General features: G+C 70.9%; 20 protein-coding genes and 4 pseudogenes. 11 read left to right on the top strand and 13 right to left on the bottom strand.

Annotation, left to right across the window (positions count from 1 at the left end):
- The first annotated feature begins 185 nt into the window (after positions 1-185).
- Positions 186-650 carry a pyridoxamine 5'-phosphate oxidase family protein gene (locus OG787_RS47280; RefSeq protein ID WP_369029825.1) on the top strand — a complete coding sequence of 155 codons (465 nt, stop codon included), beginning with the start codon at positions 186-188 and terminating at the stop codon, positions 648-650.
- Between the two features lie 786 nt (positions 651-1,436).
- On the opposite strand, the gene narI is transcribed toward OG787_RS47280, so the two are convergent.
- The 4 genes from narI to OG787_RS47260 are packed head-to-tail and all read right to left on the bottom strand — an operon-like array spanning position 1,437 to position 8,170.
- Positions 1,437-2,162 (bottom strand): respiratory nitrate reductase subunit gamma, encoded by a 726-nt coding sequence (gene narI, locus OG787_RS47275; RefSeq protein ID WP_369029827.1) that lies wholly within the window; start codon positions 2,160-2,162, stop codon positions 1,437-1,439.
- Entirely contained in the window at positions 2,159-2,917 is a 759-nt protein-coding gene (gene narJ / locus OG787_RS47270) for a nitrate reductase molybdenum cofactor assembly chaperone (protein ID WP_369029828.1), read from the bottom strand. The genes narI and narJ overlap by 4 nt, the downstream gene beginning before the upstream one ends.
- The gene (narH, locus tag OG787_RS47265) at positions 2,914-4,458 is read right to left on the bottom strand and encodes a nitrate reductase subunit beta (protein ID WP_369029829.1); all 1,545 of its coding nucleotides are present in this window, start codon (positions 4,456-4,458) and stop codon (positions 2,914-2,916) included. Before narH ends, narJ begins: the two co-directional genes overlap by 4 nt.
- Before the next feature lies 1 nt (position 4,459).
- Positions 4,460-8,170 (bottom strand): nitrate reductase subunit alpha, encoded by a 3,711-nt coding sequence (locus OG787_RS47260; RefSeq protein WP_405539696.1) that lies wholly within the window; start codon positions 8,168-8,170, stop codon positions 4,460-4,462.
- Positions 8,171-8,492: 322 nt separating this feature from the next.
- Here OG787_RS47260 and OG787_RS47255 point away from each other — a divergent pair, with 322 nt between their 5' ends.
- Complete coding sequence (locus OG787_RS47255) at positions 8,493-9,746, top strand: nitrate/nitrite transporter (protein WP_405539694.1); 1,254 nt, start codon at positions 8,493-8,495, stop codon at positions 9,744-9,746.
- A 197-nt stretch (positions 9,747-9,943) separates the two neighbouring features.
- Here the strand turns inward: OG787_RS47255 and OG787_RS47250 are convergent, their stop codons facing one another.
- Both OG787_RS47250 and OG787_RS47245 read right to left on the bottom strand, forming a co-directional pair.
- Complete coding sequence (locus OG787_RS47250; RefSeq protein ID WP_369029831.1) at positions 9,944-10,639, bottom strand: pyridoxamine 5'-phosphate oxidase family protein; 696 nt, start codon at positions 10,637-10,639, stop codon at positions 9,944-9,946.
- Positions 10,640-10,648: 9 nt separating this feature from the next.
- Positions 10,649-11,719 carry a zinc-dependent alcohol dehydrogenase family protein gene (locus OG787_RS47245; RefSeq protein ID WP_405539692.1) on the bottom strand — a complete coding sequence of 357 codons (1,071 nt, stop codon included), beginning with the start codon at positions 11,717-11,719 and terminating at the stop codon, positions 10,649-10,651.
- A gap of 282 nt (positions 11,720-12,001) precedes the next feature.
- Here OG787_RS47245 and OG787_RS47240 point away from each other — a divergent pair, with 282 nt between their 5' ends.
- From OG787_RS47240 to OG787_RS47230, 3 genes are all read left to right on the top strand, one after another.
- Positions 12,002-12,547 (top strand): STAS domain-containing protein, encoded by a 546-nt coding sequence (locus OG787_RS47240; RefSeq protein ID WP_405539691.1) that lies wholly within the window; start codon positions 12,002-12,004, stop codon positions 12,545-12,547.
- Positions 12,519-13,061: a hypothetical protein gene (locus tag OG787_RS47235; protein WP_405539690.1), complete on the top strand. Its 543-nt coding sequence runs from the start codon at positions 12,519-12,521 to the stop codon at positions 13,059-13,061. Before OG787_RS47240 ends, OG787_RS47235 begins: the two co-directional genes overlap by 29 nt.
- Positions 13,062-13,340: 279 nt before the next feature.
- Positions 13,341-13,526, top strand: coding sequence for a hypothetical protein (locus tag OG787_RS47230; RefSeq protein ID WP_369029836.1), 186 nt, complete (start codon positions 13,341-13,343; stop codon positions 13,524-13,526).
- On the opposite strand, the gene OG787_RS47225 is transcribed toward OG787_RS47230, so the two are convergent.
- Together OG787_RS47225 and OG787_RS47220 are read right to left on the bottom strand one after the other, a co-directional pair.
- On the bottom strand, positions 13,517-14,410 hold the full coding sequence (locus OG787_RS47225; RefSeq protein ID WP_369029837.1) for a universal stress protein: 894 nt from the start codon (positions 14,408-14,410) through the stop codon (positions 13,517-13,519). The two genes, OG787_RS47230 and OG787_RS47225, sit on opposite strands and share 10 nt — an antisense overlap.
- A 152-nt stretch (positions 14,411-14,562) precedes the next feature.
- Positions 14,563-15,186 carry a hypothetical protein gene (locus OG787_RS47220; protein ID WP_405539689.1) on the bottom strand — a complete coding sequence of 208 codons (624 nt, stop codon included), beginning with the start codon at positions 15,184-15,186 and terminating at the stop codon, positions 14,563-14,565.
- A 216-nt stretch (positions 15,187-15,402) separates the two neighbouring features.
- Here OG787_RS47220 and OG787_RS47215 point away from each other — a divergent pair.
- Positions 15,403-15,754 (top strand): annotated as a pseudogene (locus OG787_RS47215) (SulP family inorganic anion transporter); the annotation flags it as partial.
- A gap of 26 nt (positions 15,755-15,780) precedes the next feature.
- Here OG787_RS47215 and OG787_RS47210 read toward each other — a convergent pair.
- The 5 genes and pseudogenes from OG787_RS47210 to OG787_RS47190 form a co-directional block, all read right to left on the bottom strand.
- Positions 15,781-15,932 (bottom strand): annotated as a pseudogene (locus tag OG787_RS47210) (pyruvate formate-lyase 1-activating enzyme); the annotation flags it as partial.
- A 172-nt stretch (positions 15,933-16,104) separates the two neighbouring features.
- Positions 16,105-17,028 (bottom strand): carbamate kinase, encoded by a 924-nt coding sequence (locus OG787_RS47205; RefSeq protein WP_405539688.1) that lies wholly within the window; start codon positions 17,026-17,028, stop codon positions 16,105-16,107.
- A gap of 4 nt (positions 17,029-17,032) precedes the next feature.
- Positions 17,033-17,239: pseudogene (locus OG787_RS47200) on the bottom strand (ornithine carbamoyltransferase subunit F); the annotation flags it as partial.
- Positions 17,240-17,326: 87 nt separating this feature from the next.
- Positions 17,327-17,443, bottom strand: a pseudogene (locus OG787_RS47195) (arginine deiminase family protein); the annotation flags it as partial.
- A 29-nt stretch (positions 17,444-17,472) separates the two neighbouring features.
- Positions 17,473-18,882: an APC family permease gene (locus tag OG787_RS47190; RefSeq protein ID WP_405540793.1), complete on the bottom strand. Its 1,410-nt coding sequence runs from the start codon at positions 18,880-18,882 to the stop codon at positions 17,473-17,475.
- Between the two features lie 455 nt (positions 18,883-19,337).
- Between OG787_RS47190 and OG787_RS47185 the strand changes: the two genes are divergently transcribed.
- The 5 genes from OG787_RS47185 to OG787_RS47165 all read left to right on the top strand — a co-directional run bounded on the left by OG787_RS47185 (position 19,338) and on the right by OG787_RS47165 (position 23,635).
- Positions 19,338-19,808 (top strand): Crp/Fnr family transcriptional regulator, encoded by a 471-nt coding sequence (locus OG787_RS47185; RefSeq protein WP_405539686.1) that lies wholly within the window; start codon positions 19,338-19,340, stop codon positions 19,806-19,808.
- 26 nt (positions 19,809-19,834) lie between these two features.
- Positions 19,835-20,530: a CBS domain-containing protein gene (locus OG787_RS47180; protein ID WP_369029842.1), complete on the top strand. Its 696-nt coding sequence runs from the start codon at positions 19,835-19,837 to the stop codon at positions 20,528-20,530.
- A 152-nt stretch (positions 20,531-20,682) separates the two neighbouring features.
- Positions 20,683-21,384: a response regulator gene (locus OG787_RS47175; protein ID WP_369029843.1), complete on the top strand. Its 702-nt coding sequence runs from the start codon at positions 20,683-20,685 to the stop codon at positions 21,382-21,384.
- Between the two features lie 301 nt (positions 21,385-21,685).
- Positions 21,686-22,108, top strand: coding sequence for a hypothetical protein (locus OG787_RS47170; RefSeq protein ID WP_405539685.1), 423 nt, complete (start codon positions 21,686-21,688; stop codon positions 22,106-22,108).
- A 381-nt stretch (positions 22,109-22,489) separates the two neighbouring features.
- The gene (locus OG787_RS47165) at positions 22,490-23,635 is read left to right on the top strand and encodes a tyrosine-type recombinase/integrase (protein WP_405539683.1); all 1,146 of its coding nucleotides are present in this window, start codon (positions 22,490-22,492) and stop codon (positions 23,633-23,635) included.
- Positions 23,636-23,773 lie beyond the last annotated feature (138 nt).

The raw sequence follows: 23,773 nt of genomic DNA, 5'->3' as shown, positions 1-23,773 counted from the left end.
CCGAGATGTGAGGGCCGTACGGCCCCTTGCCCGGGACCATCCGGCCCTAGGGAAGAATCATGGTCCCGGAGACAGTGAAGCCAGGAGCGGCACCGATCCCCCGCGGTCCGCTCCGCTCGTCCACCGACCGGCGGCAAGCAACCTGCCGGTCCGGGAACAACTCGCCGCCCCGACGGAAGCCCACCATGACCCACGAAGACCAGCCGCCCGTCACCGCGCAGCCGCGCCGGCGCGTCGAGCTCGACGCCGCTGAGGCGCTGCGCCTGCTGGGCAGCGTGTCCCTGGGGAGGATCGTCTTCACCCGGCACGCCCTGCCGACCGTACGTCCGGTCAATCACGTCCTGGACAGCGGTGACATCGTCATCCGTACCCATGAGGGTGCCGAGGTGAGTGCGTACACCCGGCGGGCGGACGGTCTCGGCGTCGTCGTCGCCTACGAGGCCGACCGCATCGACCCGGACACACATCTGGGCTGGAGCGTGGTGGTGACGGGATACGCCCACCTCGTCACCGACCCCGTGCAGCTGGCCCGCTACCGGACCATGCTGCGTCCCTGGGTGGACCGGACGATGGACCAGGCGATCCGTATCCGACCGGACCTGGTCACCGGTCTCCTGCTCACCACGGACGACCGCCCTGGCGAGGCCTGAGCCGGGCAGGGGCGGCCGAAAGGCGGCGGGCGGCGGGGTACCGCTCACCCGGTGGGGAGAGGGAACACAGGACAGGGCGAATGGTGCAGAAGAGCGTGGGCGTCCGCCCCGAAGCCGGCACCGTGAGGGCCATGGGGCCGATGCGATTCGACGACGACTGGGGTGTCCCGCCCGGCATCGGCGAGGGAGGCGCGGACGCGGTGTGCCGGTGCGTCCAGGAGTGCAGAACCCGCACGCGCGTACCGCGCCGCTCGGCCTGCTCCACCGGCATGGACGGCCGCCTCCATGCCGGTGTCGTCCTCCAGGCCGAGCAGCACGTCACTGCGATCGTCGTCGTGCGGCCGGTCTCCGCGTACGCCGAGCAGCGGACCTCTCGTGTGTGCGGCCGGCCGCAGGCTCACGGCGCCCGACAGCAGGCGGACCACCCGCCGGGCCTCCTGCTGCCGACAACGGTGAGGGCCGCGTCCGCGCTCTCACGGGTCGCCACCTGTACGGCTCCCCTTCCGCGGCCTCCGTCCGCACGGACACGGCGGTCCGCCTCGTCCGCGGCCAGGTCCAGCTCCCGGGTGAGACCAGCGAGCCTTCTACGCCGACGACCACGTGACGGAGGAGAGTCATGGGCCCGACTCCCTTCCGCGCGCTCTGTCGGTGCCCTTCCATCGGCGATCCTCGTCGTTCGCCGTGCCACGACGCAGGGGCAGGGGCAGGGGCAGGGGCAGGAGGAACTCCCCGGAACGTCGAACGGCCCCTGGAAACGGGGCCGTTCCGGCCATGTCGCGCCGCGTGTCATACGGCGCGACGCGGCTGCGGCTCCAGGGCCGGCGGTGTGGCGCGGTGTCGGTAGACCAGGTAGGGGCGGACCAGGTAGCCGACCGGGACGCTCCAGACATGGACGAGCCGGGTGAACGGCCAGACGGCGAAGAGGAGGCAGGCGGTGAGTGCGTGCAGTCGGAACAGCAGCGGCGCGCCGCTGATCGGCTCGGGCCGCGGCTGGAGGGCGAAGAGGCCGCGGAACCAGACGGAGACGGTCTCCCGGTAGTCGTAGCCGCCGCCGAACACGTTGTGGGCGGTGGTGGCGGCGATGCCGATCAGGACGGTGGCCGCCAGCAGCGGGAAGAGCACCTTGTCGGCGCGGTCCGTGGTGAGGCGGATCCTGCGGGTCAGCAGCCGGCGGGCGCACAGCATGCCGAGGCCGGCGACCATGGCGACGCCCGCCGCCGAGCCGAGCCAGACGGCGGTGGTGTGGTAGGCGTGCTCGGAGACGCCGACGGCATCGGTCCAGGAGGCGGGGACGGCGAGTCCCACCACATGCCCGGCGATCACGGCGAACGCGCCGGCGTGGAACAGCGGGCTGCCCCAGCGCAGCCAGCGGTGTTCGAGGAGCTGGCTGGTGTGGGTGGTCCAGCCGAACTGGTCGTGCCGGTAGCGCCAGACGTGCCCGACGGCGAAGACGGCGAGACAGGCGTAGGGGAACGCGACCCACAGGAGCAGGTCGGCGGTCGAGACGTTCATCGGGTGTCTTCCTGGCGTGTGGGCCGAGCGGGCTCGGGCGGGACGAAGGTGCCGGGCGGGGCGAACTCGCCGTAGCCGTAAGGGTCCAGGCCGACCTCCTCGGCGGGCGGGCCCTCGGCCGCGAGCCGTGCGACGGCGGCGAGGTCGGCCCTGGTGGGCGGCGGCAGCAGGGCCCGCAGTGCGGCGAGCAGATGACGGTAGGGCGAGTCGGCGTCCGTCAGGGAGCGGTGGATCAGTTCCAGTCCACGCCGGTGCTGTCTGAGCGGCGCCTCGCCCCTGCCCGGTCCCATGAGTGCCGCGAACTCCAGGACGACCGGGAGGTGATCGGGGAGTTCGCCGCCGTCGGTCTCCCAGCCGGCTGCCCGGTAGCGCTGGGCCAGCGCGAGCAGGGCCATGCCCCGGCGGCGGGTGTCGCCGTGCAGGTAGTAGGTGAGGTAGAGACTGCTCTTGCGCCGCAGGTCGAACATCTCGACGTAGTGCCGCTGTAGCGCGTCCGGGTCCTCCCGAGTGAACCAGCCGATGAAGGCCGTGAGTTCGGTGGCGGCCGGGGACGCCGGCAGCACGGCCACAGCCGACGCCAACTGGCCTCTTCCGTCGGTCAGTTGGCGGTCCGGGTACTGCAGGAGCAGGGAGAGCAGGCGCAGCAGCAGTGCGCGGCGCTCGACTTCTTCGGGGGACTCGGGGCGACTGCGGCGGGTGGCCGCCTTGACGCGCGTGCGGACGATCGCCGGGATGGTGGAGGGCAGGGGGCTCATGCGTGGCCTCCGTCGGTTGTGCGGCGCAGGGTGGGCATGCCGAGCAGGACCCGGCGTTCGGACGGCTCGGCGGAGTCCACCGGGCAGCGGCTCTCGATCGCGGAGAGCGCGGCGGCGTCCTCCTTGTGGGCGGCCGGGACGACGTACCGGTCCTGGTACTTGGCGACGGCGAGCAGCCGGTGCAGGTCCTCCGCCTCGCGGACGGTGAGCCCGACGGCCTCGAGCGCGCTCTCGTCACCGGCCTGGCCGAGGGCGCGTCCGCGCATGTGGGTGCGGAGCGCGGTGAGCTTCATCAGGACCCCGGCGACCAGATCGGTGTCCCCGGCCGTGAACAGCTCGGCCAGGTACTCCAGGGGGATGCGCAGCCGGGTGACGGCGGCGAAGACGTGGTCGGGGTCGTCCTGGTCGCCGCCCGCCGCGTCCACCGCGTCGAGGACGGGAGAGAGCGGCGGGACGTACCAGACCATGGGCAGAGTGCGGTACTCGGGGTGCAGCGGCAGCGCGACCTTGTACCGCATGACCAGGTCGTACACCGGCGAGCGCCGGGCCGCTTCCAGCCAGTCCTCCGGGATGCCCTCGGCGCGCGCGGCAGCGATCACCTCGGGGTCGCGGGGGTCGAGGAGGACTCCGCGCTGTGCGTCGAGCAGATCCTGTTCCCCCGGCGTCGCCGCCGCCTCACCGACGCGGTCGGCGTCGTACAGCAGCAGTCCGAGGTAGCGCAGGCGGCCCACGCAGGTCTCGGAGCAGACGGTGGGCTGTCCGGCCTCGACGCGCGGGAAGCAGAAGGTGCACTTCTCGGCCTTGCCGGTGGCGTGGTTGACGTACACCTTCTTGTACGGGCACGCCGTGACGCACATGCGCCAGCCCCGGCAGCGGTGCTGGTCGACCAGGACGATGCCGTCCTCGACCCGCTTGTACAGCGCGCCGGACGGACACGCCGACACGCAGGCCGGGTTGAGGCAGTGTTCGCACAGGCGCGGCAGGTGGAAGAGAAAGGTCTGCTCGAACTCGAAGCGGACCTTCTCGGCCCACTCGCCGGTCAGGTTGGGGTCGTCGCCCGCGTTCTCGGGCGCACCGCCGAGGCCGTCCTCCCAGTTGGCGCCCCAGGTGATCGCCGTGGGTTTCCCGGTGAGGACCGAGCGCGGGCGGGCGACCGGGATGTCCTGGCCCGCCGGGGCACCGACCAGGTTGTCGTAGTCGTAGGTGACCGGCTCGTAGTAGTCCTCGATGGACGGCAGGTCGGGGTTGGAGAAGAGGGAGAGCAGCCGTTTGACGCGACCGCCCGAGCGCAGGACGAGCCGTCCGCGCCTGTCGAGCGTCCAGCCGCCCTTCCACTGCTCCTGGTCCTCGTAGCGGCGGGGGTATCCGACGCCGGGCTTGGTCTCGACGTTGTTGAACCAGGCGTACTCGACACCCGGCCGGTTGGTCCAGGTCTGCTTGCAGGTGACCGAGCAGGTGTGGCAGCCGATGCACTTGTCGAGGTTCATGACCATCGCCACCTGGGCCATGACGCGTCCGATGGTGGCTTCGCCACGGGGCATCTCAGTACTCCACTTCCTGGCTGCGGCGGCGGATGACGGTGACCTCGTCGCGCTGGTTGCCTGTCGGGCCGTAGTAGTTGAAGGCGTACGTGAACTGTGCGTAGCCGCCCGCGAGATGGGTGGGCTTGACCAGCAGCCGGGTCAGCGAGTTGTGGATGCCGCCGCGACGGCCGCTGACCTCGGTCTTCGGGACGTTCACCGTGCGGTCCTTGGCGTGGTACATGTACACCGTGCCCTCGGGCATCCGGTGGGTGACCACGGCCCGCGCGGCGACGACGCCGTTGCGGTTGTACGCCTCGATCCACTCGTTGTCCTTGACGCCGATCTTCTCGGCGTCCGCCACGGACATCCAGATCACCGGGCCACCACGGGAGAGGGCGAGCATGTAGGCGTTGTCCTGGTACTCCGAGTGGATGGACCACTTGGAGTGCGGGGTGAGGTAACGGACCGTCACCTCGGCCCGGTCACCGCCCAGTTCCTCGTTGCCGTAGTGTCTGCGGGTGTTCAACGGAGGCCGGTACACCGGGAGTTGTTCTCCCAGCTCGGCGATCCAGTCGTGCTGGACGAAGAAGTGCTGGCGGCCGGTGAGGGTGTGCCAGGGCTTGCGGTGTTCCACGTTGATGACGAACGGCGAGTAGCGACGGCCGCCGGTCTCCGAGCCCGACCACTCGTACGACGTCATCACCGCCCGGGGCTGGACACGGGTGTCGGCGAAGGTGATGCGCTCGGCCTCGCGTTCGGCGGCCAGTTCCACCAGGCCCGGACTGCCGGTCCGCTCCTGGAGTCGGCGGAAGCCCTCGGTGGCCAGACGGCCGTTCGTGGTGCCGGAGAGGGCCAGGATCGCCTCGCACATATGGGTGGCGGTGGCCAGCGAGGGCCGGCCTGCGGCGATGCCCTCGCGGACCGTGCCGCAGCGGCGGCGCAGGTCGTCGATCTCGGGGCCGACCTGGACGGTGACGCCCTTGGTCGTCGTGCCGAGCCGGTCGAGGAGCGGACCGACCGCACGGATCTTCTCCGCCACCGCCGGGTAGTCCCGCTCGATCGTGACGAGCTTCGGCATGGTGCGCCCGGGGACCGGTTCGCACTCCCCGGCCTTCCAGTCCCGCACGACCCCGCCGGGCTGGGCCAGTTCGTCGGGTGTGTCGTGCAGCAGCGGTACGGCGAGGACGTCTGTACGCGTGCCCAGGTGCCCGGCGGCCAGCTCGCTGAACCGGTCGGCGATGGTGAGGAACGCGTCGTAGTCGGTGCGGGCCTGCCAGGGCGGGGCGATGGCAGGGGTGAAGGCGTGCACGAAGGGATGCATGTCCGTACTGGAGAGGTCGTCCTTCTCGTACCAGGTCGCGGCCGGCAGGACGACGTCGGCGAGCAGCCCGGTGGAGGTCATCCGGAAGTCCATGGTGACCAGCAGGTCGAGCTTGCCCTCCGGGGCCTCCTCCCGCCACACCACGTCCTTGGGCCGGCCCTCGGGCGGTGTCTCGGTGGCGCGGACCGCCGCGTCCGTGCCGAGCAGGTGGCGCAGGAAGTACTCGTTGCCCTTGCCGGAGGAACCGAGAAGGTTGGCACGCCACACGGTCAGCACGCGCGGGAAGTTGGCGGGGTCGTCGGGGTCCTCGGCGGCGAACCTCAGCCGTCCCGAGGTGAGTTCGTCGACGATGTACTCGGAAGGCGTACGTCCTTGGGCAGCGGCCTCGTCCATGAGGTCGAGCGGGTTGCGGTTGAACCCGAGATGCCCCGGGGTCCAGCCCAGCCGTATCGCCTGGGCCAGACAGTCGGCCGTGGACTTCCCCGCGAACCGGCCGTCTCCCAGCGGGGAGGCCAACTCGTCCGGTCCGAAGGCCTCGTAGCGCCACTGGTCGGAGTTCAGGTACCAGTACGAGGTGCCGGCCATGTGCCGGGTGGGCCGCTGCCAGTCGAAGGCGAAGGCGAGATGCTGAAGGCCGGTGATGGGGCGGATCTTCTCCTGGCCCACGTAGTGCGCCCAGCCGCCGCCGTTGACGCCCTGGCAGCCGGTCATGGTGGTCAGGGCCAGGAAGGCCCGGTAGATGGTGTCGGAGTGGAACCAGTGGTTGGTGCCCGCGCCCATCGCGATCATCGAACGGCCGTCTGTGCGCTCGGCGTTGCGGGCGAACTCCCGGGCGATGCGGGCCGCCTGATCCGCCGGGACGGAGGTGATCGTCTCCTGCCAGGCCGGGGTGTACGGCTGGGAGGCGTCCTCGTACGACGTGGGCCAGGTGCCTGGAAGGCCGGGGCGGTGGACACCGTACTGGGCGAGCATGAGGTCGAAGACGGTGGTGACCAGGCGTCCGCCGACCCGGCGGACCGGTACGCCGCGCACCATGACCGAGCCGCCCTCCGTGTCGCCCTCGTCGAACCGGGGCAGCGCGATCGAGACGGTGTCCTCGGCCCGCTCCAGAAGGCTCAACTCGGGTACGACGTCACCCAGTTCGAGGTTCCAGCGGCCTCGCCCGGCCTCCCCCCACCGGAAGCCGAGCGAGCCGCCGGGGACCACCGGTTCGCCGGTGGCCCGGTCCAGGAGGACGGTCTTGAACGCCGAGTTCTCGTCGGTCTCCTCGTCGCCGTGGCCGAGGTCGGCCGCGGTGAGGAATCCGTCGGGGACGAGTCCGTGGTCACCGTGCTCACGCAGGGCGACCAGGAAGGGGGCGTCCGTGTAGGTCCGCAAGTAGTCCTGGAAGTAGGGCACTTCACGGTCGACGAGGAACTCCCGCAGGATCACGTGCCCCATGGCCATCGCCAACGCCCCGTCCGTGCCCGGGTGCGGGGCGAGCCACTCGTCGGCGTGCTTGACGTTGTCGGCGTAGTCGGGGCTGACGGCGACGACCTTGGTGCCGTTGTAGCGGGTCTCGGTGAGGAAGTGCGCGTCGGGCGTGCGGGTGACCGGGATGTTGGAGCCCCACATGATCAGGTAGCCGGTGTTCCACCAGTCGGCGGCCTCGGGGACGTCGGTCTGGTCGCCGAAGACCTGCGGCGAGGCGATCGGCAGGTCGGCGTACCAGTCGTAGAAGGACAGCAGGGTGCCGCCGATCAGCGAGAGGAAGCGGGCCCCGGACGCGAAGGACGCCATCGACATCGCCGGGATCGGCGAGAAACCGGCGACGCGGTCGGGACCGTACTCCTTGACTGTGTGCACATGGGCGGCGGCGACCAGTTCGGACACCTCGTCCCAGTCGGCGCGCACCAGACCGCCCTTGCCTCGGGCCCGCTTGTAGGCGCGTGCCTTCGCCGGGTCGCCGGTGATCTCCGCCCATGCGGCCACCGGGTCGCCCAGGCGGCGCCGGGCCTCGCGCCACAACTTGAGCAACTCGCCCCGCACATACGGGTAGCGGACCCGGCTGGGCGAGTAGGTGTACCAGGAGAAGGAAGCCCCGCGCGGGCAGCCCCGCGGTTCGTACTCCGGGCAGTCGGCGCCGATGGACGGGTAGTCGGTGGCCTGGTGTTCCCAGGTGATGATGCCGTCCTTGACGTACACCATCCACGAACAGGAACCGGTGCAGTTGACGCCGTGGGTGGAGCGCACCACCTTGTCGTGCGACCAGCGGTCCCGGTAGAAGCCTTCCCAGGCCGGGTCGCCGGTGCCGAACACCGCGCGTCCGTCGTCCGACACCTCACGGCGTGTCAGCAGCCGACGCATGGCCAGGGGCCAGCCCTCGGTGCCGTTCGGCTGTCCCTGTCGTGCGTTCTGTTCGTCCTCCATGGCCGCAGAAGCTAGCCGCGCCGGGCCACGAACCGCGCTGGGCCGAACGGCCCCGACCCAGGGCCCGGTCGGTCCCTGACCCCGGCCCTAGCCGCGCCCCGGGGTCGCTCGACCGGGTCGCCCACCAGTCCGGCCCCGTCGGCCTCCTGGAACGAGGGCCGCCGGGCCCGGAGTCCGGGACCTCCGGCCCCATCTCCGGGGACCGGTCCCGAGCGGAGAGTGGCCGCCGGGCGACCGGCACGCTCCGTGCCGCCGAAGGCCCTCGTCCCCGAGACGCTCTCCGGGGCCGCCCCACAGCGCGAGCGGAAAGGAACCGATGGCCATGCTCCATCCGTCGAGGAAGCCGAGGAACCAGGACGGGATCCCGCCGGCCGGCACGTCCGTCCCGCCTCGCGCGTGGCTGATGCTGGCGCTCGCCACGACCGGCTTCGCCGTCAACTTCTGGGCCTGGGCCCTGCTCAGCCCGCTGGGCCCGCGGTTCAAGGACACCCTGGGCCTGACCTCCTTCCAGCAGTCGCTCTTGGTGGCGGTGCCGGTGGTGGTCGGGGCACTGGGGCGGGTCCCGGTCGGTGCGCTCACCGACCGGTTCGGTGGCCGGGTGATGTTCCCACTGGTCTCGGCGGCCACCGTCGTCCCGGTGCTCTACCTGGGCCTGGCCGGACACGACTCGCTGACCGCGTTGCTGGCGGGCGGCTTCTTCCTCGGTGTCGGTGGCACCGCCTTCGCCGTCGGCGTGCCGTTCGTCAGTGCCTGGTTCCCGCCCGAGCGGAGGGGCCTGGCCATCGGGATCTTCGGCGCGGGCATGGGCGGCACCGCGGTCAGCGCGCTCTCGACCGTGAGGCTGGTCGACGCGTACGGCATGGCCGACCCGTTCCTGATCACCGCCGGCGTACTGACGGCCTACGCGGTCCTGGCCGCTCTGGTCCTGCGGGACGCGCCAGGCCGCACGGTGCCCACCGAGCCGCTGGCCCGGCGGCTGGCCGCCACCCTGAGGCTGGGCGTGACCTGGCAGGCGTCCGCGCTGTACGCGGTCACCTTCGGCGGCTATGTGGCCTTCTCCGTCTATCTGCCGACGTACCTCAAGACCGGCTACGGCCTCACCCAGGCCGACGCGGCCAACCGCATGGCCGGGTTCGTGCTGCTGGCGGTGGCGATGCGGCCGCTCGGCGGCTGGCTGTCGGACCGCTTCGGCCCGGTCCGGGTGCTGGGCGGCTCGCTGGCCGTGGTGCTCGCCGGCGCCTTCGCACAGGCGTTCACTCCCGCCCTGGCGCCGGTCGGCACCCTCGCCTTCCTGTCGATGGGCGCCGCCCTCGGCGCGGGCAGCGGCGCCGTGTTCGCACTGGTCGCCCTGCTGGCTCCGGCGAACAAGGTCGGCTCGGTCACCGGCATCGTCGGCGCCGCGGGCGGCCTGGGCGGGTTCGTCCCGCCCCTGCTGATGGGCTCGCTGTACGGCGAGTACGGCACCTACGCGATCGGCCTGCTCCTGCTCGCGGCGATCGCAGCCGCGGCGCTCACCTTCACGGAGACGGGCCTGCGGCAGGCCGTGGCCCGGCGCGGGCCCGTCCGGCAGCACTGAGCGGGTACTGCGCGGGGGCGCCTTCCCGATGTCCCCTGATGTCGCTCCCCCAGGCAGTCGTACGCCCGGCGCCGTTGCGGCACCGGGCGTACGACTGTTCAGTGCCACAGCCCCTCAAGGACTGGGCTCCGGGCCGTAGACCGTGGTCCCGCCCATGAGTTCCCGGCCGCTCACCGGCTCGGGCTACGCACGGGGCATCAGGATGTGGTGATCCGTCGCCCGGTGACCGTGCGCGCCTCGATCCGCACCCACAGGTCACGCGGGCCGCCCGCCCACGGCGCGCTGAACGTCTCCGCGTCGAGCCGGTGTGTCTCGTCGGGGTCCGTGACGGTGCGGGCGGGCCCGCACACGAGCACGCTCCAGCCGGAGCTGAACGCGTCGTCGATACGGTCGACCTCGAAGGCCACCCGGTGCCCGTCCGCCAGCGACGGCGTCGAGCCGGCGGCCGTCCGGAAGGCGATTCTGCCGTCGAAGACGCCGTAGTTGACGGGCACGACGACCGGCCCCTCGGTGGTGGTCACAGCGATCCGCCCCACACCGTGCGTGCCGAGCAGGGCCCGGCACTCGTCGGCGTCGATCTTCGTGAACTCCGGTGCACGGGCGGCCTGTTCGCGGCCGGGCGGGAGATCGGCGGTGCCGCCGGTAAGTTCCGCCGCCGTGGTCTCCAGGGCCGCGGCCAGGTTTTCCAGCGTGCCGCGGTTCGGTGCGGCGCCGGGATGTTCTTCCAGGTAGCTCAGGTAGCTGAGTGCCATGCCTGTCCGGTCGGCCGTCTCCTGCCGGCTCAGGCCCATTCGTGCGCGGCGTGCGGAGATACGGCGGCCCAGGTCACCCAGGGGGCGCTCGTCCGCCGTTGTCCCGGCATCGGCCGGTGTCCGTTCGGTCATGGTCGTCATCTCCTTCCCTCAGACCGTGCCCACGGCCACGACGTCGTGCCGTTCTTCGCCGAGTACGACCTTCAGGGCGCCAGTGTCGGCGGCGCGGGCGAAGACGTCGTACGCCTCTTCCATGCGGTCGAGCGGGAAGGTGTGGGTGACCAGCTGCGAGGTGGGCAGGCGGTCGGCGGCGGCCATGCGCAGCAGGGTCGGGGTGGAGTAGGTGTCGACCAGGCCGGTGGTGATGGTGATGTTCTTGATCCACAGGTCTTCGAGGTGCAGGGTCGCGGGCTTGCCGTGCACGCCGACGTTGGCGACATGGCCGCCGGGGCGGACCGTCCGGGTGCAGAGTTCGAAGCTCTCCGGCACCCCGACGGCCTCGATGACGACATCCGCGCCGAGTCCGTCCGTGAGGTCGGCGACCAACTGCTCGGGAGCCTCGCGGGCGTCGGCCACCGCGTCGGCACCCAGCTTGCGCGCGGCCTCCAGCCGGGCCGGGGCCAGGTCGACGGCGACGATCCGCTCGGGGGAGAACAGCCGGGCCGTGCTGATCGCGGCGAGCCCGATGGGTCCGGCGCCGACCACGACGACGGTGTCCCCGGGCCGGACGTGGCCGTTGAGGACGCCCACCTCGTAGGAGGTGGGGAAGATGTCGGCCAGCAGGACGGCGTCGGCGCTGTCCATGGCGGCGGGCAGTGGATGTACGGACAGGTCGGCGTACGGCACACGGACGTACTCGGCCTGGGTGCCGTCGATCAGGTGGCCGAGGATCCATCCCCCGCCGCCCCGGCACTGGCCGTAGCCGCCCTGACGGCAGTAGGCGCAGCGCCCGCAGGCGGTGATGCAGGAGACCAGAACCCTGTCTCCCGGCCGTACCGTCCGCACGTCGCTGCCGACCTCGACGATCTCGCCGACCGCCTCGTGGCCCAGCACGGTACCGGGGCGCACCTCGGGTACATCGCCCTTGAGGATGTGCAGGTCAGTGCCGCAGATGGTGACCGAGTCGACGCGTACGACGGCGTCGGTGGGCTCTTTGACTGCCGGGTCCGGGACGTCTTCCCAGGCGGACTGTCCGGCACCGTGGAACACGAAGGCTTTCATGGCGCTCCTCACCCCAGTTCGTTCCGCTGCGGGGCCCGGGGGCCCGGTGGTGAGGTGTCGGCAGCCGGTCGGGGACCGGTTGCGCCCTCACACCGAATCGCCCCGCATGTCCAGTCTGGCCCTTGTGCGTGGGAGCCGCTTGGGCCGGTCGGCCCCCTCGGCCGACGGGACGGGAGCCTGGGCGCGACCCGCGGCAAAGGGTGGCCGAGGGCCGACCGGACCGGGCAGAAGGGGACCGTTCGACTCTTCCGGACCGGCCGTCGGCGCGGCTTGGATCTGACCATGACCGACACCCTCACGAGGTCCGTACCTCCCTCCACGGTCCCGACGGTCCGCACCGTCGGCGGAACGACCGTCGTGACGCCGTCCGGCGAGATCGACCTCGCGACGGCGATCCCGCTGAGGGCACTCCTCGACTCGCTGACCTGCGGCCCGCACCCCGACCTGGTGGTCGACCTCACGTCTGTGTCCTTCATCGACTGCGCCGGGCTCGGGGCCCTGTGCCGGGTCCGCAACCGGGTCCTGGCCCGATCCGGACGGTTGCGCCTGGTCACCGGCGGTGGCAATTTCTCGCGGGTCGTCCGCGCCGCCGGGCTCGGCGGGGTCTTCGAGATCCACCCCTGTGTGTCGGAGGTCCTGCCAAGTCCCGCTGCGATCCAGGCCGTTCGGCCCCACGACCGCACCTGGTCGGCCCGTGTCGGGCCCCCGGCAGGACTGCCACCTTCGAGGTGTGACGAACGACCGGAAGAGGTGCGGAGCCATGGGACGCGGAAAGCCGACGAGGAAGCGGTTCTGGCGCTTGCGGAGCAACCCGCTGCGTCGGCGTGACGACATCGTCGAGGCCTGGGTCGTGCTCGCCGTATGGACACTCGCCGTCGTGGGAGGCACCGCCGTCGGCCTGGTCGCGGCACACGCCACCGAAGCGACACTCGACCAGCAGCGCGCGGAGCGGCATACCGTGAACGCCGTCCTCCTCACCGACGTACCGAACCCCACAGCAGGCAGGGGGTCCTCGGGCGACAAAGCCCTGGCCGAGGTCCGCTGGACAGCCCCCGACGGCTCCAGCCGCACCGACAACACCCTGGTCGACACCGGTCTGAAGTCCGGAACCCGTGTCGTGCTCTGGCAGGACGGCCAGGGCACGCTGGTCACCGAACCGCCGAGTGCCACGGAGGCCACCGTCGAGGGGGCCGTGATGGGCGGCTTCGCGGGGCTCTCCCTCGTCGGCGGTGTCCACGCCGTGGGCGCGCTCGCCCGCCGGCGGCTCGACCAGCGGCGCATGGCGGGCTGGGACCGGGAGTGGGACCTGGTCGGCCCGCAGTGGGGGCACCGCACCGGCTGAGGCTGTGCCTCCTCGGAAAACCGCGAGAAGGCACAGCCACGGACCTTTCGTCGTCACGCCCTGCGCCAGCCGCCCGAGGTGCCGGTCGACATCGGCCGATCCGGCCGGAGGGCAGAAGAAGGAAGACCTTGTGGAACGCGTCATCGTCGCCCACGTCGGCCGCTCGGCACCCTGCCGCGCGGCCGTCCGCCGGCCCTCCTGGGAAGCGCCCCGGCGCGGGCTGCCGCCCCGGGTGAACCGGCACTGGACCCGGCCGTCCCCGGGGCGGCGGAACCGGTCGTGACCGGCGTGCGGGACCTGGACACCGTGGCCGTTTCGTCCTGTCCCGTCGTCCTGGTCCTCGAAGAGACCGGGGACCCCTTCCTCGCGGAGGCGGTTCCCGGCCTGAACGCCCGCGACCCCGGGGCGGGAGCCACCGGCTTCGCCGTGGGGCTCTTCTCCCCAGGAGGGGCGGGTCAGTCGTGAGGGACGACGGCGACGGGGGCGGCGGAGTGGTGCAGGACGGCATGCGCGACATGGCCGATGTGGGCGCCGAAGGGGTTACGGCGGATCCGCCGGCCCACGACGACCAGGGAGGCCTCCCTGGAGGCCTCCACGACGTGGACGGCCGGGCTGCCGAAGCGGGACGTCTCGACGACCTCCACGTCCGGGAACTTCTTGCGCCAGGGGTGCAGCACCTTGGTCACGGCCTCGGACGCGCTCAGGGCGAGTGCCCGGTTGCCGGGCGTGTCGTAGGCGTAGTAGGCGGGCGGGTTCCAGCCGTGGACGGCCCGCAAGGAGGTCGCGCGGCGCTTGGCGGCATCGAAGGCGAACTCGATCAGCGTCTCGTCCGGGTGCTCGACGTCGAGTCCGAGGACGACGGGCCGGAACGGGGTCGCGGCGGACGGAATGCCCGCAGGGTCCATCTCGTGTTCGTCGGCGGCCGTTTCCTGCGCGCGGACCAGTACGACGGGGCGGTCCGCGTGCGCGACGACGGACAGGCCGACCGAGCCGACCATGAACCCGCCGATCCCGCTGAAGCCGCGCGAGCCCAGGACGAGCAGTTCGGCGTTCTTCGCCGCTTCGACCAGTGCGTCACCCGGGTTGCCGGAGACCTGCTTCGTGGACACCTCGACGCCAGGGTGGCGCAGCCGGATGCCTGCGGCGGCTTCCCGGGGAATCCTCTCGGTCCAGTGCTGCTGGGTCTCGGCTCCCAGGAGCGGGGCCTGTGCCATGGGGGCCGGCACCGGCTCCCACACGTGCACGATCTTCAGCGGCAGGCCGCGCAGTTTCGCCTCGCGGGCCGCCCATTCCGCGGCGGCCCGGCTCTCCTGCGAGCCGTCGAGACCTACGGTGATGGTGCGGAGCATGATCTCCACCTCCTGGGGTGACGGATCCGGTTCCAGCCTCGTCCTCGGGCGGTTCGGCGTGCAGGGGCCACTGGTCCCGGTTCAGGGCCGACCGACCCCCTGCACGCGTCGGTGCGGTGGGCCGCGTGAGGGGCCCACCGCACCGTCTGTGGTCAGCGCAGCCAGCTGTGGTCGCGGACGAAGGGCAGCTTGGCCCAGAGCCGCCCCGCACCCAGGGTGTCGCCGGCGGCGACAGCGGCCAGGACGATCAGGACGACGGCGTAGATCAGGTGGTAGTCGACGAACGGGTTCGTCGACATGCTCGCCGAGCCGTCCGAGAGGTGCTTGGCCGGCGGCCACTCGGCGATCCACATCAGCGCCATCATCACGGTGCCGGCGACGGCGGCGAGCTGCAGCGCGACTCCTGCGACCAGGGCGACGCCGATCCCGAGCAGACCGAGCATGAACAGCCAGTTCGCCCACGGGTCGCCGGCCCAGGAGCGGAAGGTGGACTCCATCGGTCCGACGGCGACGGAGCCGAGGAAACCCTTCGTCGGCGAGCCGCCGTCGATCCAGCCCTTGCCGGACGGGGTCGCGTAGCCGAACCCGAACGTCTTGTCGAGGAACGCCCACAGGAAGACGAACCCGGTGAACAGACGCAGGGAGGCGAAGGCGTAGGCCCGCGCGGTGCCGGTGGCTGCCGACACGTCCGGCTCGGTTGCGGAGGCGGTCCGGTTCCTGCGCAGCGACGGCAGGTGGAAGCCGGGGCTCCGGTGCGGGTGCTCGTGCACGGCCATGGTCATGGTTCCCTTCGGGGGCGGTCGGGTCGGTCCCTGACACCGCTCACTCTGGCCGCGCACGCCGACCGGCGACGGATGCCGAAGGTCCACGGTCACGGGGTCGAACGGCCCTGTTCGCAGGGGCCGTTGGGCCGGGTGCGGCACACCGGGGCGCGGGGTCCCGCCCTGGTTCCCGCGCCGGTGGATCATGGGCCGGACGACGGAAGGCGGCACATGTCCCAGGGTTCGGCCAGGCACCTGCCGGAGTGGCACCGGCCGGCGCCAGGCCTGGTCACACGTCCCGGCTACCGGTGGGCGTGGCTCAAGGGGTGACCTGCTCGCCGGGATGTCCGTGGCGGCATACCTGGTGCCGTAGGCCATGGCCTACGCCGGCGTGGCCGGGCTGCCGTCGGTCACCGGACTGTGGGCGATCCTGCCGGTCCCCGCGCTGTACGCGCTGTTCGGTTCCTCACGGCCGCTGTCGGTCGGCCCCGAGTCCACGCCCACCCTCATGACGGCCGCCGTGATCGCATCGCTCGCCGCCGGGGACGCCGGACGCCACGCGTCGCCGACGGCAGCCGTTGCCGCGTACCGCGCGTTGTTCGCCCGTCCGTAGGCGGGCACGCCCCGCTCCTTGAAGCGCTCGTGGACGCATCCGACCAGGGCGGGGGAGGGAACCGGGGGTCGCGCAGCGGGAAGGGGATGCCGAGTGCCTCGCACTTCGGTGCTCCGAGCTTGTGGAAGGGCAGTACGTCGACCCGGTCTCCGACCTTCACGGTTGCGGTCGTCGCCGTTCCTCTCCCCCGTTCGTGTCCTGCGCTTCGACGCTCGTCGTCCGTGATCGTCACGGGGAGTGCCGGACAGCGCCCACGGGAGGGCCGTTCGGCCCCCGGGTTCAGGGGGCCCGGCAGCCCGCCGTTCCTCCGCACCCGCCCGTCAGCCGACCGTGAGGTCCCGGCGGATCAGGGTGCCCGACCGGCCGTGGACGATCTCGTACGCCGCGTCCAGGGCTCCGATGCCGGCGAGCCCTCCGGTCCGTTCGACGAACCGGGCGGCGGCCTCGGCCTTCGGCCCCATGGAGCCCTCGGGGAAGCCTTTGCGGCGCAGTTCGGCGGGGGTGGCACGGGGGACGGGCTGCTGGGCGGGGGACCCGTAGTCCTCGTACACGCACGGGACGTCGGTGAGGATGAGCAGGAAGTCGGCCTTCAGGTCCTCGGCGAGCAGGGCGGCCGTGAGGTCCTTGTCGATGACGGCCTCCGTTCCCGTCAACGCGCCGGTGTCGTTGTCCGCGGTGACGGGGATGCCTCCGCCACCCGCGCAGATCACGAGGGTGCCGCTGTTCAGCAGTTCGTGGACGGTGTCGGTCTCCAGGATGCGTTCCGGTGCCGGGGAGGGAACGACGCGGCGCCAGCCGGCGGTGTCCCGCGCGATGTGCCAGCCGCGTTCGCGTGCGAGGGCGTCGGCCACCTCCCGGGGATAGACCTGGCCGACGAACTTGGTGGGCCGTGCGAACGCCGGGTCGTCGGACCGTACGAGGGTGTGGGTGACGATCGTGGCGATGGGGCGGCCGGGGAGGGCGTCGTGCAGCGTGCAGGCCAGCAGGGAGCCGATCATGCCCTGGGTCTGGGCGCCGAGCAGATGGAGCGGGTAGGGGGCGGTGAGGTCGGGATCGGCCGCGCTCTCCATGGCGAGCAGGCCGATCTGGGGGCCGTTGCCGTGGGTGAGGACCATCTCGTGCTCGTGGGCCAGGGCGGCCAGGGCGGTGGCGACGCGGTCGATGTTGGCCTGCTGGATCGCGGCGTCGGGGCGTTCGCCGCGGTGGAGCAGGGCGTTGCCGCCGAGGGCGACGACGATACGCATGGCTTCAGTCCTCCAGGGTGGCGACGAGTACGGCCTTGATGGTGTGCAGCCGGTTCTCGGCCTGGTCGAAGACGATCGACGCCGGTGAGGCGAAGACGCCGTCGGTGACTTCGAGTCCGTCCAGGCCGTAGCGGTCGAAGAGGCCCTGACCGAGGTGGGTACGGCGGTCGTGCAGGGCCGGCAGGCAGTGCATGAACCTCACGTCCGGGTCGAGTTCGCTGAGGTAGGAGCGGCCTCGCAGGTCGACGTTCGTCGCGTTGGTGGCGGTGGTGGTCATGGCGGTCCTCTTGTACGTGGCTCAGGCGGCCGGGTCTCGTTCGCTGGGGCAGCTCATGCAGCGTGGGCCGCCACGGCCACGGCCGAGTTCGGCGCCGGCAATGGTGACGATCTCGATGCCCTGCTTGCGCAGGTGGGTGGGCGCGAGGGCGTAAGGGGGCGGTGGGGTCAGTCCTGCGGCCGGTGGGCGTTGCGCTTGCGCGGGCCGCCGACCCGGTTGGTACGCAGTCCTCGGGAGAGCCGCTTGGGCGGTGCCGGCGTCTCCGGGGCGCGCTCCTCGCGCGGGGCGGGGATCACCTCGGCCGGGTCGTCGCCGTAGCGGCCCTGGCCCCGCTTCAGCCAGACGTAGACCGGCACGCCGAGCAGCAGCACGAACAGTCCGTAGTAGACGGTCTGGTAGCCGCTGCCCTGGATCGACCAGTAGGAGAAGGCCAGGGCCAGCGCGGCGACGGTGACGTCGCGGGCCAGGCGCCGCCGACTGAGGGTCTCCCTGCCCCGCACCAGCAGCCAGTACAGCTGGGCGGCCGCGGAGAACAGGTACGGGACCACTGCGGTGAGCACGCTCAACAGCACGATCTTCGTGAAGACGTCCTCGAAGCGGGTGTAGCTGAACACGGTGATCAGCGAGGCCAGCACGGTGGAGGCGATGACGCCGAAGGCCGGGACGCCGCTCGGTCCGCGCAGTTTCGCGAAGGCGTCGGGGAAGAGCCCGTCGCGGGCGGCGGCGTACGGCATCTCGGCGCAGAGCATGGTCCAGCCGTTGAGGGCGCCGATGCCCGAGATGATCGCGGCGACAGCCACGACGTCTCCCGCCCAGGTGCCGCCGACGATGTTGTTCGCGGCGTCGGTGAACGGCGCGACGGTGTCGCCCAGCGCCCCGTGCGAGACGGTACCGAAGACCGCGAGCGTGCCCAGGATGTATATGACGGCACACAGGAGCGTGCCGTAGACGGTGGCACGCGGCACGTTGCGCTCCGGATCGCGCACCCGGCCGGCGACCACCGAGGCCGCCTCCAGACCGAGGTAGCTGAACAGGGCGATGGCCGCCGCGGCGGAGATCGCGCCGAGCGCCGACTGGTCGCCGGCGTTGAAGGCACCGAAGTTGTCCGGGTCGATGAACAGCAGCCCGATGGTGGCCATGAAGACGAGCGGCACGAACTTCAGCACGGTGGTGACCACCTGGAACGCCCCGATGTTGCGGACGCCGGTGAGGTTGATCGCGGCCGCCGCCCAGAGCCCGCCGAGGGCGATGCCCATCGAGATCCAGGTCTTGTGACCCGTGTTGACGAACACCTCGACGTATCCGACCCACGCCACGGCGATCGCCGCGTTGCCGGCCCACGCGGTGATCCAGTACGACCACGCGTTGAGGAATCCCGCGAACTCGCCGAACGCCTCCCGGGCGTAGACGTACGGCCCGCCGCTCGCCGGCACCCGCTTCGACAGCGCCCCGAAGGTCAGCGCGAGCGCCAGCGCGCCGACCGTCACCATGACGAAGGCGACCAGCGAGACCGGCCCGTAGGGGGCGAGGGCGGAGGGCAGGGCGAAGATTCCCGTGCCGATGATGGTCCCGATCACCAGCGCGGACGCAGCCGGGAGCCCGAGCGCCGCCTTCGGCTCCGGCGCGGCTGGGTCACCGGTCGATGAGGTCCTGGGCATGGCTGTGCTCCTTGTGCGGGTTGCTGCGGATGGGGTGCTCCACGAACGATGCTTCTGCGCCACACCGGATCAGGGCAGCGGCCGTCAGGGCCCGCAGGGGGACCGAAGGTCCCGGTCGAAGAAGTCCGGGCGGCCCCAACTCGTCGTGGGCGCACGATGATTGGCGTCGCCCTGAGCTTCCGTCGGTGCCCGGACCTCCGACGGACCGGAGACAGGAACCGGTTCCTGCCGCACGCGACGCTCCCACGCGGCACCCGAAAACTCCTCTTCGGTGCCGTGTGGCGCGGAATGGGACCAGGTGGCCCATGGCCCGCCCGGAGGGCCCGGCGCAAGCTGGCCTTGGAAGCCCGTACACCCGGCTACGGAGGCACGCCATGAACGCTTCCCTCACTCCCAGCCCCAGCATGTTGCGCGCTCTGTCAGCCGAACACCGCCAACGGCTCATGAGCGCCGCCCGGGAGGTGTCGATCCCCCAGGGGACACGTCTTTTCGAAGAGGGCGGACGCGCCAACCGCTTCTGGATCATCCGCAGCGGCAGGATCGAGCTCGACATGCACGTGCCAGGCCGTCGTGCGGCCGTCATCGAGAACCTCGGGCACAACGAACTGGTCGGCTGGTCCTGGCTCTTCACTCCGCACATCTGGCACCTGGGCGCCGAGGCGACCACCCCTGTGCGGGCCTACGAGTTCGACGCCACGGTCGTCCGGGCCATGTGCCAGGAGGACCCGGTGCTGGGCAACGACGTCGCCCAGTGGGTCGGTGGGGTACTCGCCCACCGCCTCCGCGCCGCCAGGACCCGCCTGCTGGACCTGTACGCCCCGTACGGCGCCGGAAGCACCATCTGACCCGAACACATCACGGAGGAATGACCATGCACGGCACCCCGCACATCGTCAGCGATGTCATGACCCACACGGTCGCAGCGGTCGGCCGCGGGGCGGCCTTCAAGGAGATCGTGCGGCTGATGCAGGACCGGAAGGTCAGTGCCCTGCCCGTCGTCGACGGCGAGGGCCGCGTCGTCGGCGTCGTCTCCGAGGCGGATCTCCTGCCCAAGGAGGAGTTCCGCGACAGCGATCCCGACCGGTACACCCAGCTGCGCCGCCTGTCCGACCTGGAGAAGGCCGGCGCGGTCACTGCGGAGGAACTCATGACCTCCCCCGCCCTCACCGTCCGCCCGGACGCCACACTCGCCCAGGCGGCCCGCACCATGGCCCGGGCGAGGGTCAAGCGACTGCCCGTGGTCGACGCCGTGGGCGTACTGGAAGGCATCGTCAGCCGTGCCGACCTGCTCAAGGTCTTCCTGCGTACCGACGAGGAGATCGCCGAGGAGGTACGGCGCGAGGTCGTGTCCTATCTGTTCCCCACGCCGGACTCGAACGTACGCGCTAACGTACGGGACGGCGTCGTGACGCTCGTCGGCCGCGTCCGGGACACCTCCCTGGTGCCGGTGGCGGCACGGCTGGTCCGCGCGGTCGAGGGGGTCGTGGACGTGAAGTTCGGTCTCACCCGGCACGAAGACCCCAAGGAAGCGCCCGCAGGCGACACCGAGAACGCCGACTACGCGTGAACCTGCCGGGACCAGGTGGTCGTGGGACTGTCAGGGCAGCTTCCTCCGGGCGAGTGGGGCCGGTCGGCCCTAGTGCATTCGGTCCCGGCGGGTGATGATCGGCTCCACGGACAGCCCGCAGTCTGTCCTCCGTCGGGGAACGAGAGGTCACCATGCCAGAGCCACGCGTCTTCACCGAGCAGAACCCGATCCGGGTGTTCCTGCTGGACGACCACGAGGTCGTCCGCCGCGGCCTGGCCGATCTGCTCGACGCCGAACCCGACATCTCGGTGATCGGCGACGCCGGCACCGTCGACCACGCGCTCGCCCGAGGCCCCGCTCTGCGCCCGGACGTCGCCGTTCTCGACGTGCGTCTGCCGGACGGCGACGGCATCTCGGTCTGCCGGGAGCTGCGCAGCCAGATGCCGGAGCTGGCCTGCCTGATGCTGACCTCGTTCGACGACGAGGAGGCCCTGCTCGACGCGATCATGGCCGGCGCCTCCGGCTATGTCCTCAAGCAGATCAAGGGCACCGACCTCGTCTCGGCGGTACGCACGGTGGCCTCGGGCCAGTCGATGCTGGACCCCGCGACCACGGCCCGCCTGATGCGGTCGCTGCGGGCCGACCCGGTTCAGGCGCCGTCCGTGCCGTCCGAGCTGGAGAGCCTCTCACCGCGTGAGAGGGACATCCTGGCGCTGATCGGCGACGGCCTGACCAACCGCGAGATCGGCAAGAGGCTCTACCTGTCGGAGAAGACCGTCAAGAACCACATCTCCCGCCTGCTGGCCAAGCTGGGCGTGCAGCGCCGCGTCCAGGCCGCCGTCCTCGCCTCCCACCTGGGGCAGTCCGAGGCGGGCGAGCAACGGCCCAAGTGACGAAGGGCAGGCCCATCGGGACCGCGCGACGGGCCGGACTGCCCCTGTCCCGGCGCTCCCCAACCGGGGGCGCCACCGCCGGTGCCTTCCGCCCTGTTCGAAGCCCGGAACCTGAAGACGCTGGTCTCGGCCGCCGTGACAGCCCCCTCGATCCACGACACTCAGCCCTGGCGTGTCAGGCTCGATCGAGGGCGGACACGGTCACACTGCGTGGCCGCGCGGCCACGGACCGCGGACTGCGGCACGGCGACCCGGCCGCGCCCTCCACCCGTCGGTCTGCTGCGCCGTCCTCAATCTGCGGGTGGCGATCACACAGTGCGGCTGGGATCCGTTGACCCGCCTCCTGCCGCGCCCCGACCAGCCCGAGCTGCCGGCCATCAGGCTCGGCGGCCTCGTCCGAGGCTCCTCCCCCGGTCTCTACGACGCTCTGCGGCGCCGGCCCAGCAGCCGTTTCCCGTTTTTCTCCGAGCGCTCCTTCCCCGCCGCGGTGCCGGCCGAACCCGCCGAAGCAGCCCACTCCGGAGGCGCCGTCCTGACGTACGTCTCCCACGCCGACACCAACCGCGTTCTCCGGCTCACCACCGACGCGGAGCGCCACGATGCCACCGGTCCCGCCCACATGGTGATCCGCCTCGGATACGGGCCCGCAGGACCTCCGTCCCCGCGTCGCGACCCGACCGTGTCGGCCCCCGGCAGCACGAACCCCGTGCCGCCCTGCTGCTGAGCGACGCGCCCGGAAGGACGTCAAGCGCAACCCCGCGCACTTCCGTCGGCGTCCGCACACGTGGCCCCCGCTCAGTCAGCGTTGATACTTTCGGAGAAGGCTTCCAGAGCCACGCAAGCGCACGTCAGCCATGTCTGACGACCCGTCATCAAAGTCGGCGTCGAGTCAGCATCAGTACCGCCGCAGCCCGCTTCCGACCGTCGTGCACCGCGAGATCGACAACCGAATAATCTTGGCTCTGACCTGCGAAGACATAGGCCAGAGGCTCATCTCTCAATCTCACCAGGAGGTACCCGTGAAGATGCTCATCAACGTCTCGTAGTTTGGTGCGGCCGCAGGTCAGGACCATGCTGAGGGTCCGTTGGTCAGCAAACTCCCAGCATGAGTCAGGAGACGTGCACGTTGGCGACCCAACTCATACGTGGGATGGGCAGCTTCTTCAAGAACTGCGCCTGTTCCCACCAGAGTCGTTGCTCTCACCCCTACACCGTTCGCTATCGCGACGCTACTGGACGCCAGTGTGAGGAATCGGGGTACGCAAGGCAGGAGGACGCACTCTACCGGCTGACCAAGGTCTACGACGAGAAACGAAGCACCCCGCGCCAGCAGGTCGATCTCAAGCGCGAGATCGGTAAACAACGCTTCGGCGCGTACGCCTCCGCATGGCTCACCCGGCAGCGCCACTACGCCCCCGGCAGTGTTCGCTCGGTCAACCAGGTTCTCGGCAGCCAGATTCTACCGGCCCTGGAATCCCGTCGGATGGGCACGTTCACGTCGACGGTCGTCGACGACTTCATCATGTCGATGGAGGAACGTTCCGTCGGGCTCGCCGCACAACAGAACGCCTTCGACACCCTCAAGAAGATCCTTCTCGATGCACGTCGTCGCGGCGGGATCACCCAAGACCCCTTCGACGGAGTGATCCCGCCCGAGTACATCCCTCGGAAGATCACCATCCCGACACTGGACGAGATCCACGCACTCAAGGCTGTCGGCAGCGACGGGCTACGTGTCGTCATCGACCTGATGTCAGGCTGCGGCTGCCGGAACGGGGAGGCCTACGCCGCCAACCTCGACCGAATGGTCGCTGACGACGTCTACCGCATCACCGAACAGATCGACGGAAAGACGCGCCAGCAAGCACGCCTCAAGCACCGCAAGCCCGGAGAGTACCGCGAATCCCCCATGCCTTGGACAGTCCGTGAGTCGGTCCTTCAATACGAGAAGGAACATGGCGTCGATACAGACGGATACCTGCTCCACACCCAACGATCCGTGCACTGGGGACACACGACACTCGATTACCAATGGGACGTGGCCAAGAAGCGGGCAGGCATCACCAGGAGGCTCACCCCCTACTCCTTGCGTCACTTTTTCGCGTCCAACTGCCTGTCCAAGGGGATACCCATCACAGACGTCGCCGAATGGATGGGCCACAAGAACATCAACATGACCTTCAAGATCTATCGCCACCTCATGCCGGCGTCGATCGGCCGCGCGGCTCGACTCCTCAACGACAGCCTCTGACGCGAAAGGGCCGGGCAATCGCCCGGCCCTTCACGCGACCTTCTGCTGACGCGCCCATCGTTCAAGATCGGCGATCTTGAACTTCAATTTGCCACCGAAGTAGTACCTATGAATGCCATGCCGTTGGGACTCTTCGAT

Origin of the sequence: Streptomyces sp. NBC_00075, assembly GCF_045041225.1 — a bacterium.
GTDB lineage: Bacteria > Actinomycetota > Actinomycetes > Streptomycetales > Streptomycetaceae > Streptomyces > Streptomyces adonidis.
Note: the sequence above shows the minus strand (reverse complement) of the source record. Positions and strands in the feature narration are given on the sequence as shown.

Bases quoted from the DNA above. Each gene is read 5' to 3' on its own strand.
- OG787_RS47280 (WP_369029825.1), top strand. From the start codon at position 186: ATGACCCACGAAGACCAGCCGCCCGTCACCGCGCAGCCGCGCCGGCGC.
- narI (WP_369029827.1), bottom strand. From the start codon at position 2,162: ATGAACGTCTCGACCGCCGACCTGCTCCTGTGGGTCGCGTTCCCCTAC.
- narJ (WP_369029828.1), bottom strand. From the start codon at position 2,917: ATGAGCCCCCTGCCCTCCACCATCCCGGCGATCGTCCGCACGCGCGTC.
- narH (WP_369029829.1), bottom strand. From the start codon at position 4,458: ATGCCCCGTGGCGAAGCCACCATCGGACGCGTCATGGCCCAGGTGGCG.
- OG787_RS47260 (WP_405539696.1), bottom strand. From the start codon at position 8,170: ATGGAGGACGAACAGAACGCACGACAGGGACAGCCGAACGGCACCGAG.
- OG787_RS47255 (WP_405539694.1), top strand. From the start codon at position 8,493: ATGCTCCATCCGTCGAGGAAGCCGAGGAACCAGGACGGGATCCCGCCG.
- OG787_RS47250 (WP_369029831.1), bottom strand. From the start codon at position 10,639: ATGACGACCATGACCGAACGGACACCGGCCGATGCCGGGACAACGGCG.
- OG787_RS47245 (WP_405539692.1), bottom strand. From the start codon at position 11,719: ATGAAAGCCTTCGTGTTCCACGGTGCCGGACAGTCCGCCTGGGAAGAC.
- OG787_RS47240 (WP_405539691.1), top strand. From the start codon at position 12,002: ATGACCGACACCCTCACGAGGTCCGTACCTCCCTCCACGGTCCCGACG.
- OG787_RS47225 (WP_369029837.1), bottom strand. From the start codon at position 14,410: ATGCTCCGCACCATCACCGTAGGTCTCGACGGCTCGCAGGAGAGCCGG.
- OG787_RS47220 (WP_405539689.1), bottom strand. From the start codon at position 15,186: ATGGCCGTGCACGAGCACCCGCACCGGAGCCCCGGCTTCCACCTGCCG.
- OG787_RS47205 (WP_405539688.1), bottom strand. From the start codon at position 17,028: ATGCGTATCGTCGTCGCCCTCGGCGGCAACGCCCTGCTCCACCGCGGC.
- OG787_RS47185 (WP_405539686.1), top strand. From the start codon at position 19,338: ATGAACGCTTCCCTCACTCCCAGCCCCAGCATGTTGCGCGCTCTGTCA.
- OG787_RS47180 (WP_369029842.1), top strand. From the start codon at position 19,835: ATGCACGGCACCCCGCACATCGTCAGCGATGTCATGACCCACACGGTC.
- OG787_RS47175 (WP_369029843.1), top strand. From the start codon at position 20,683: ATGCCAGAGCCACGCGTCTTCACCGAGCAGAACCCGATCCGGGTGTTC.
- OG787_RS47165 (WP_405539683.1), top strand. From the start codon at position 22,490: ATGAGTCAGGAGACGTGCACGTTGGCGACCCAACTCATACGTGGGATG.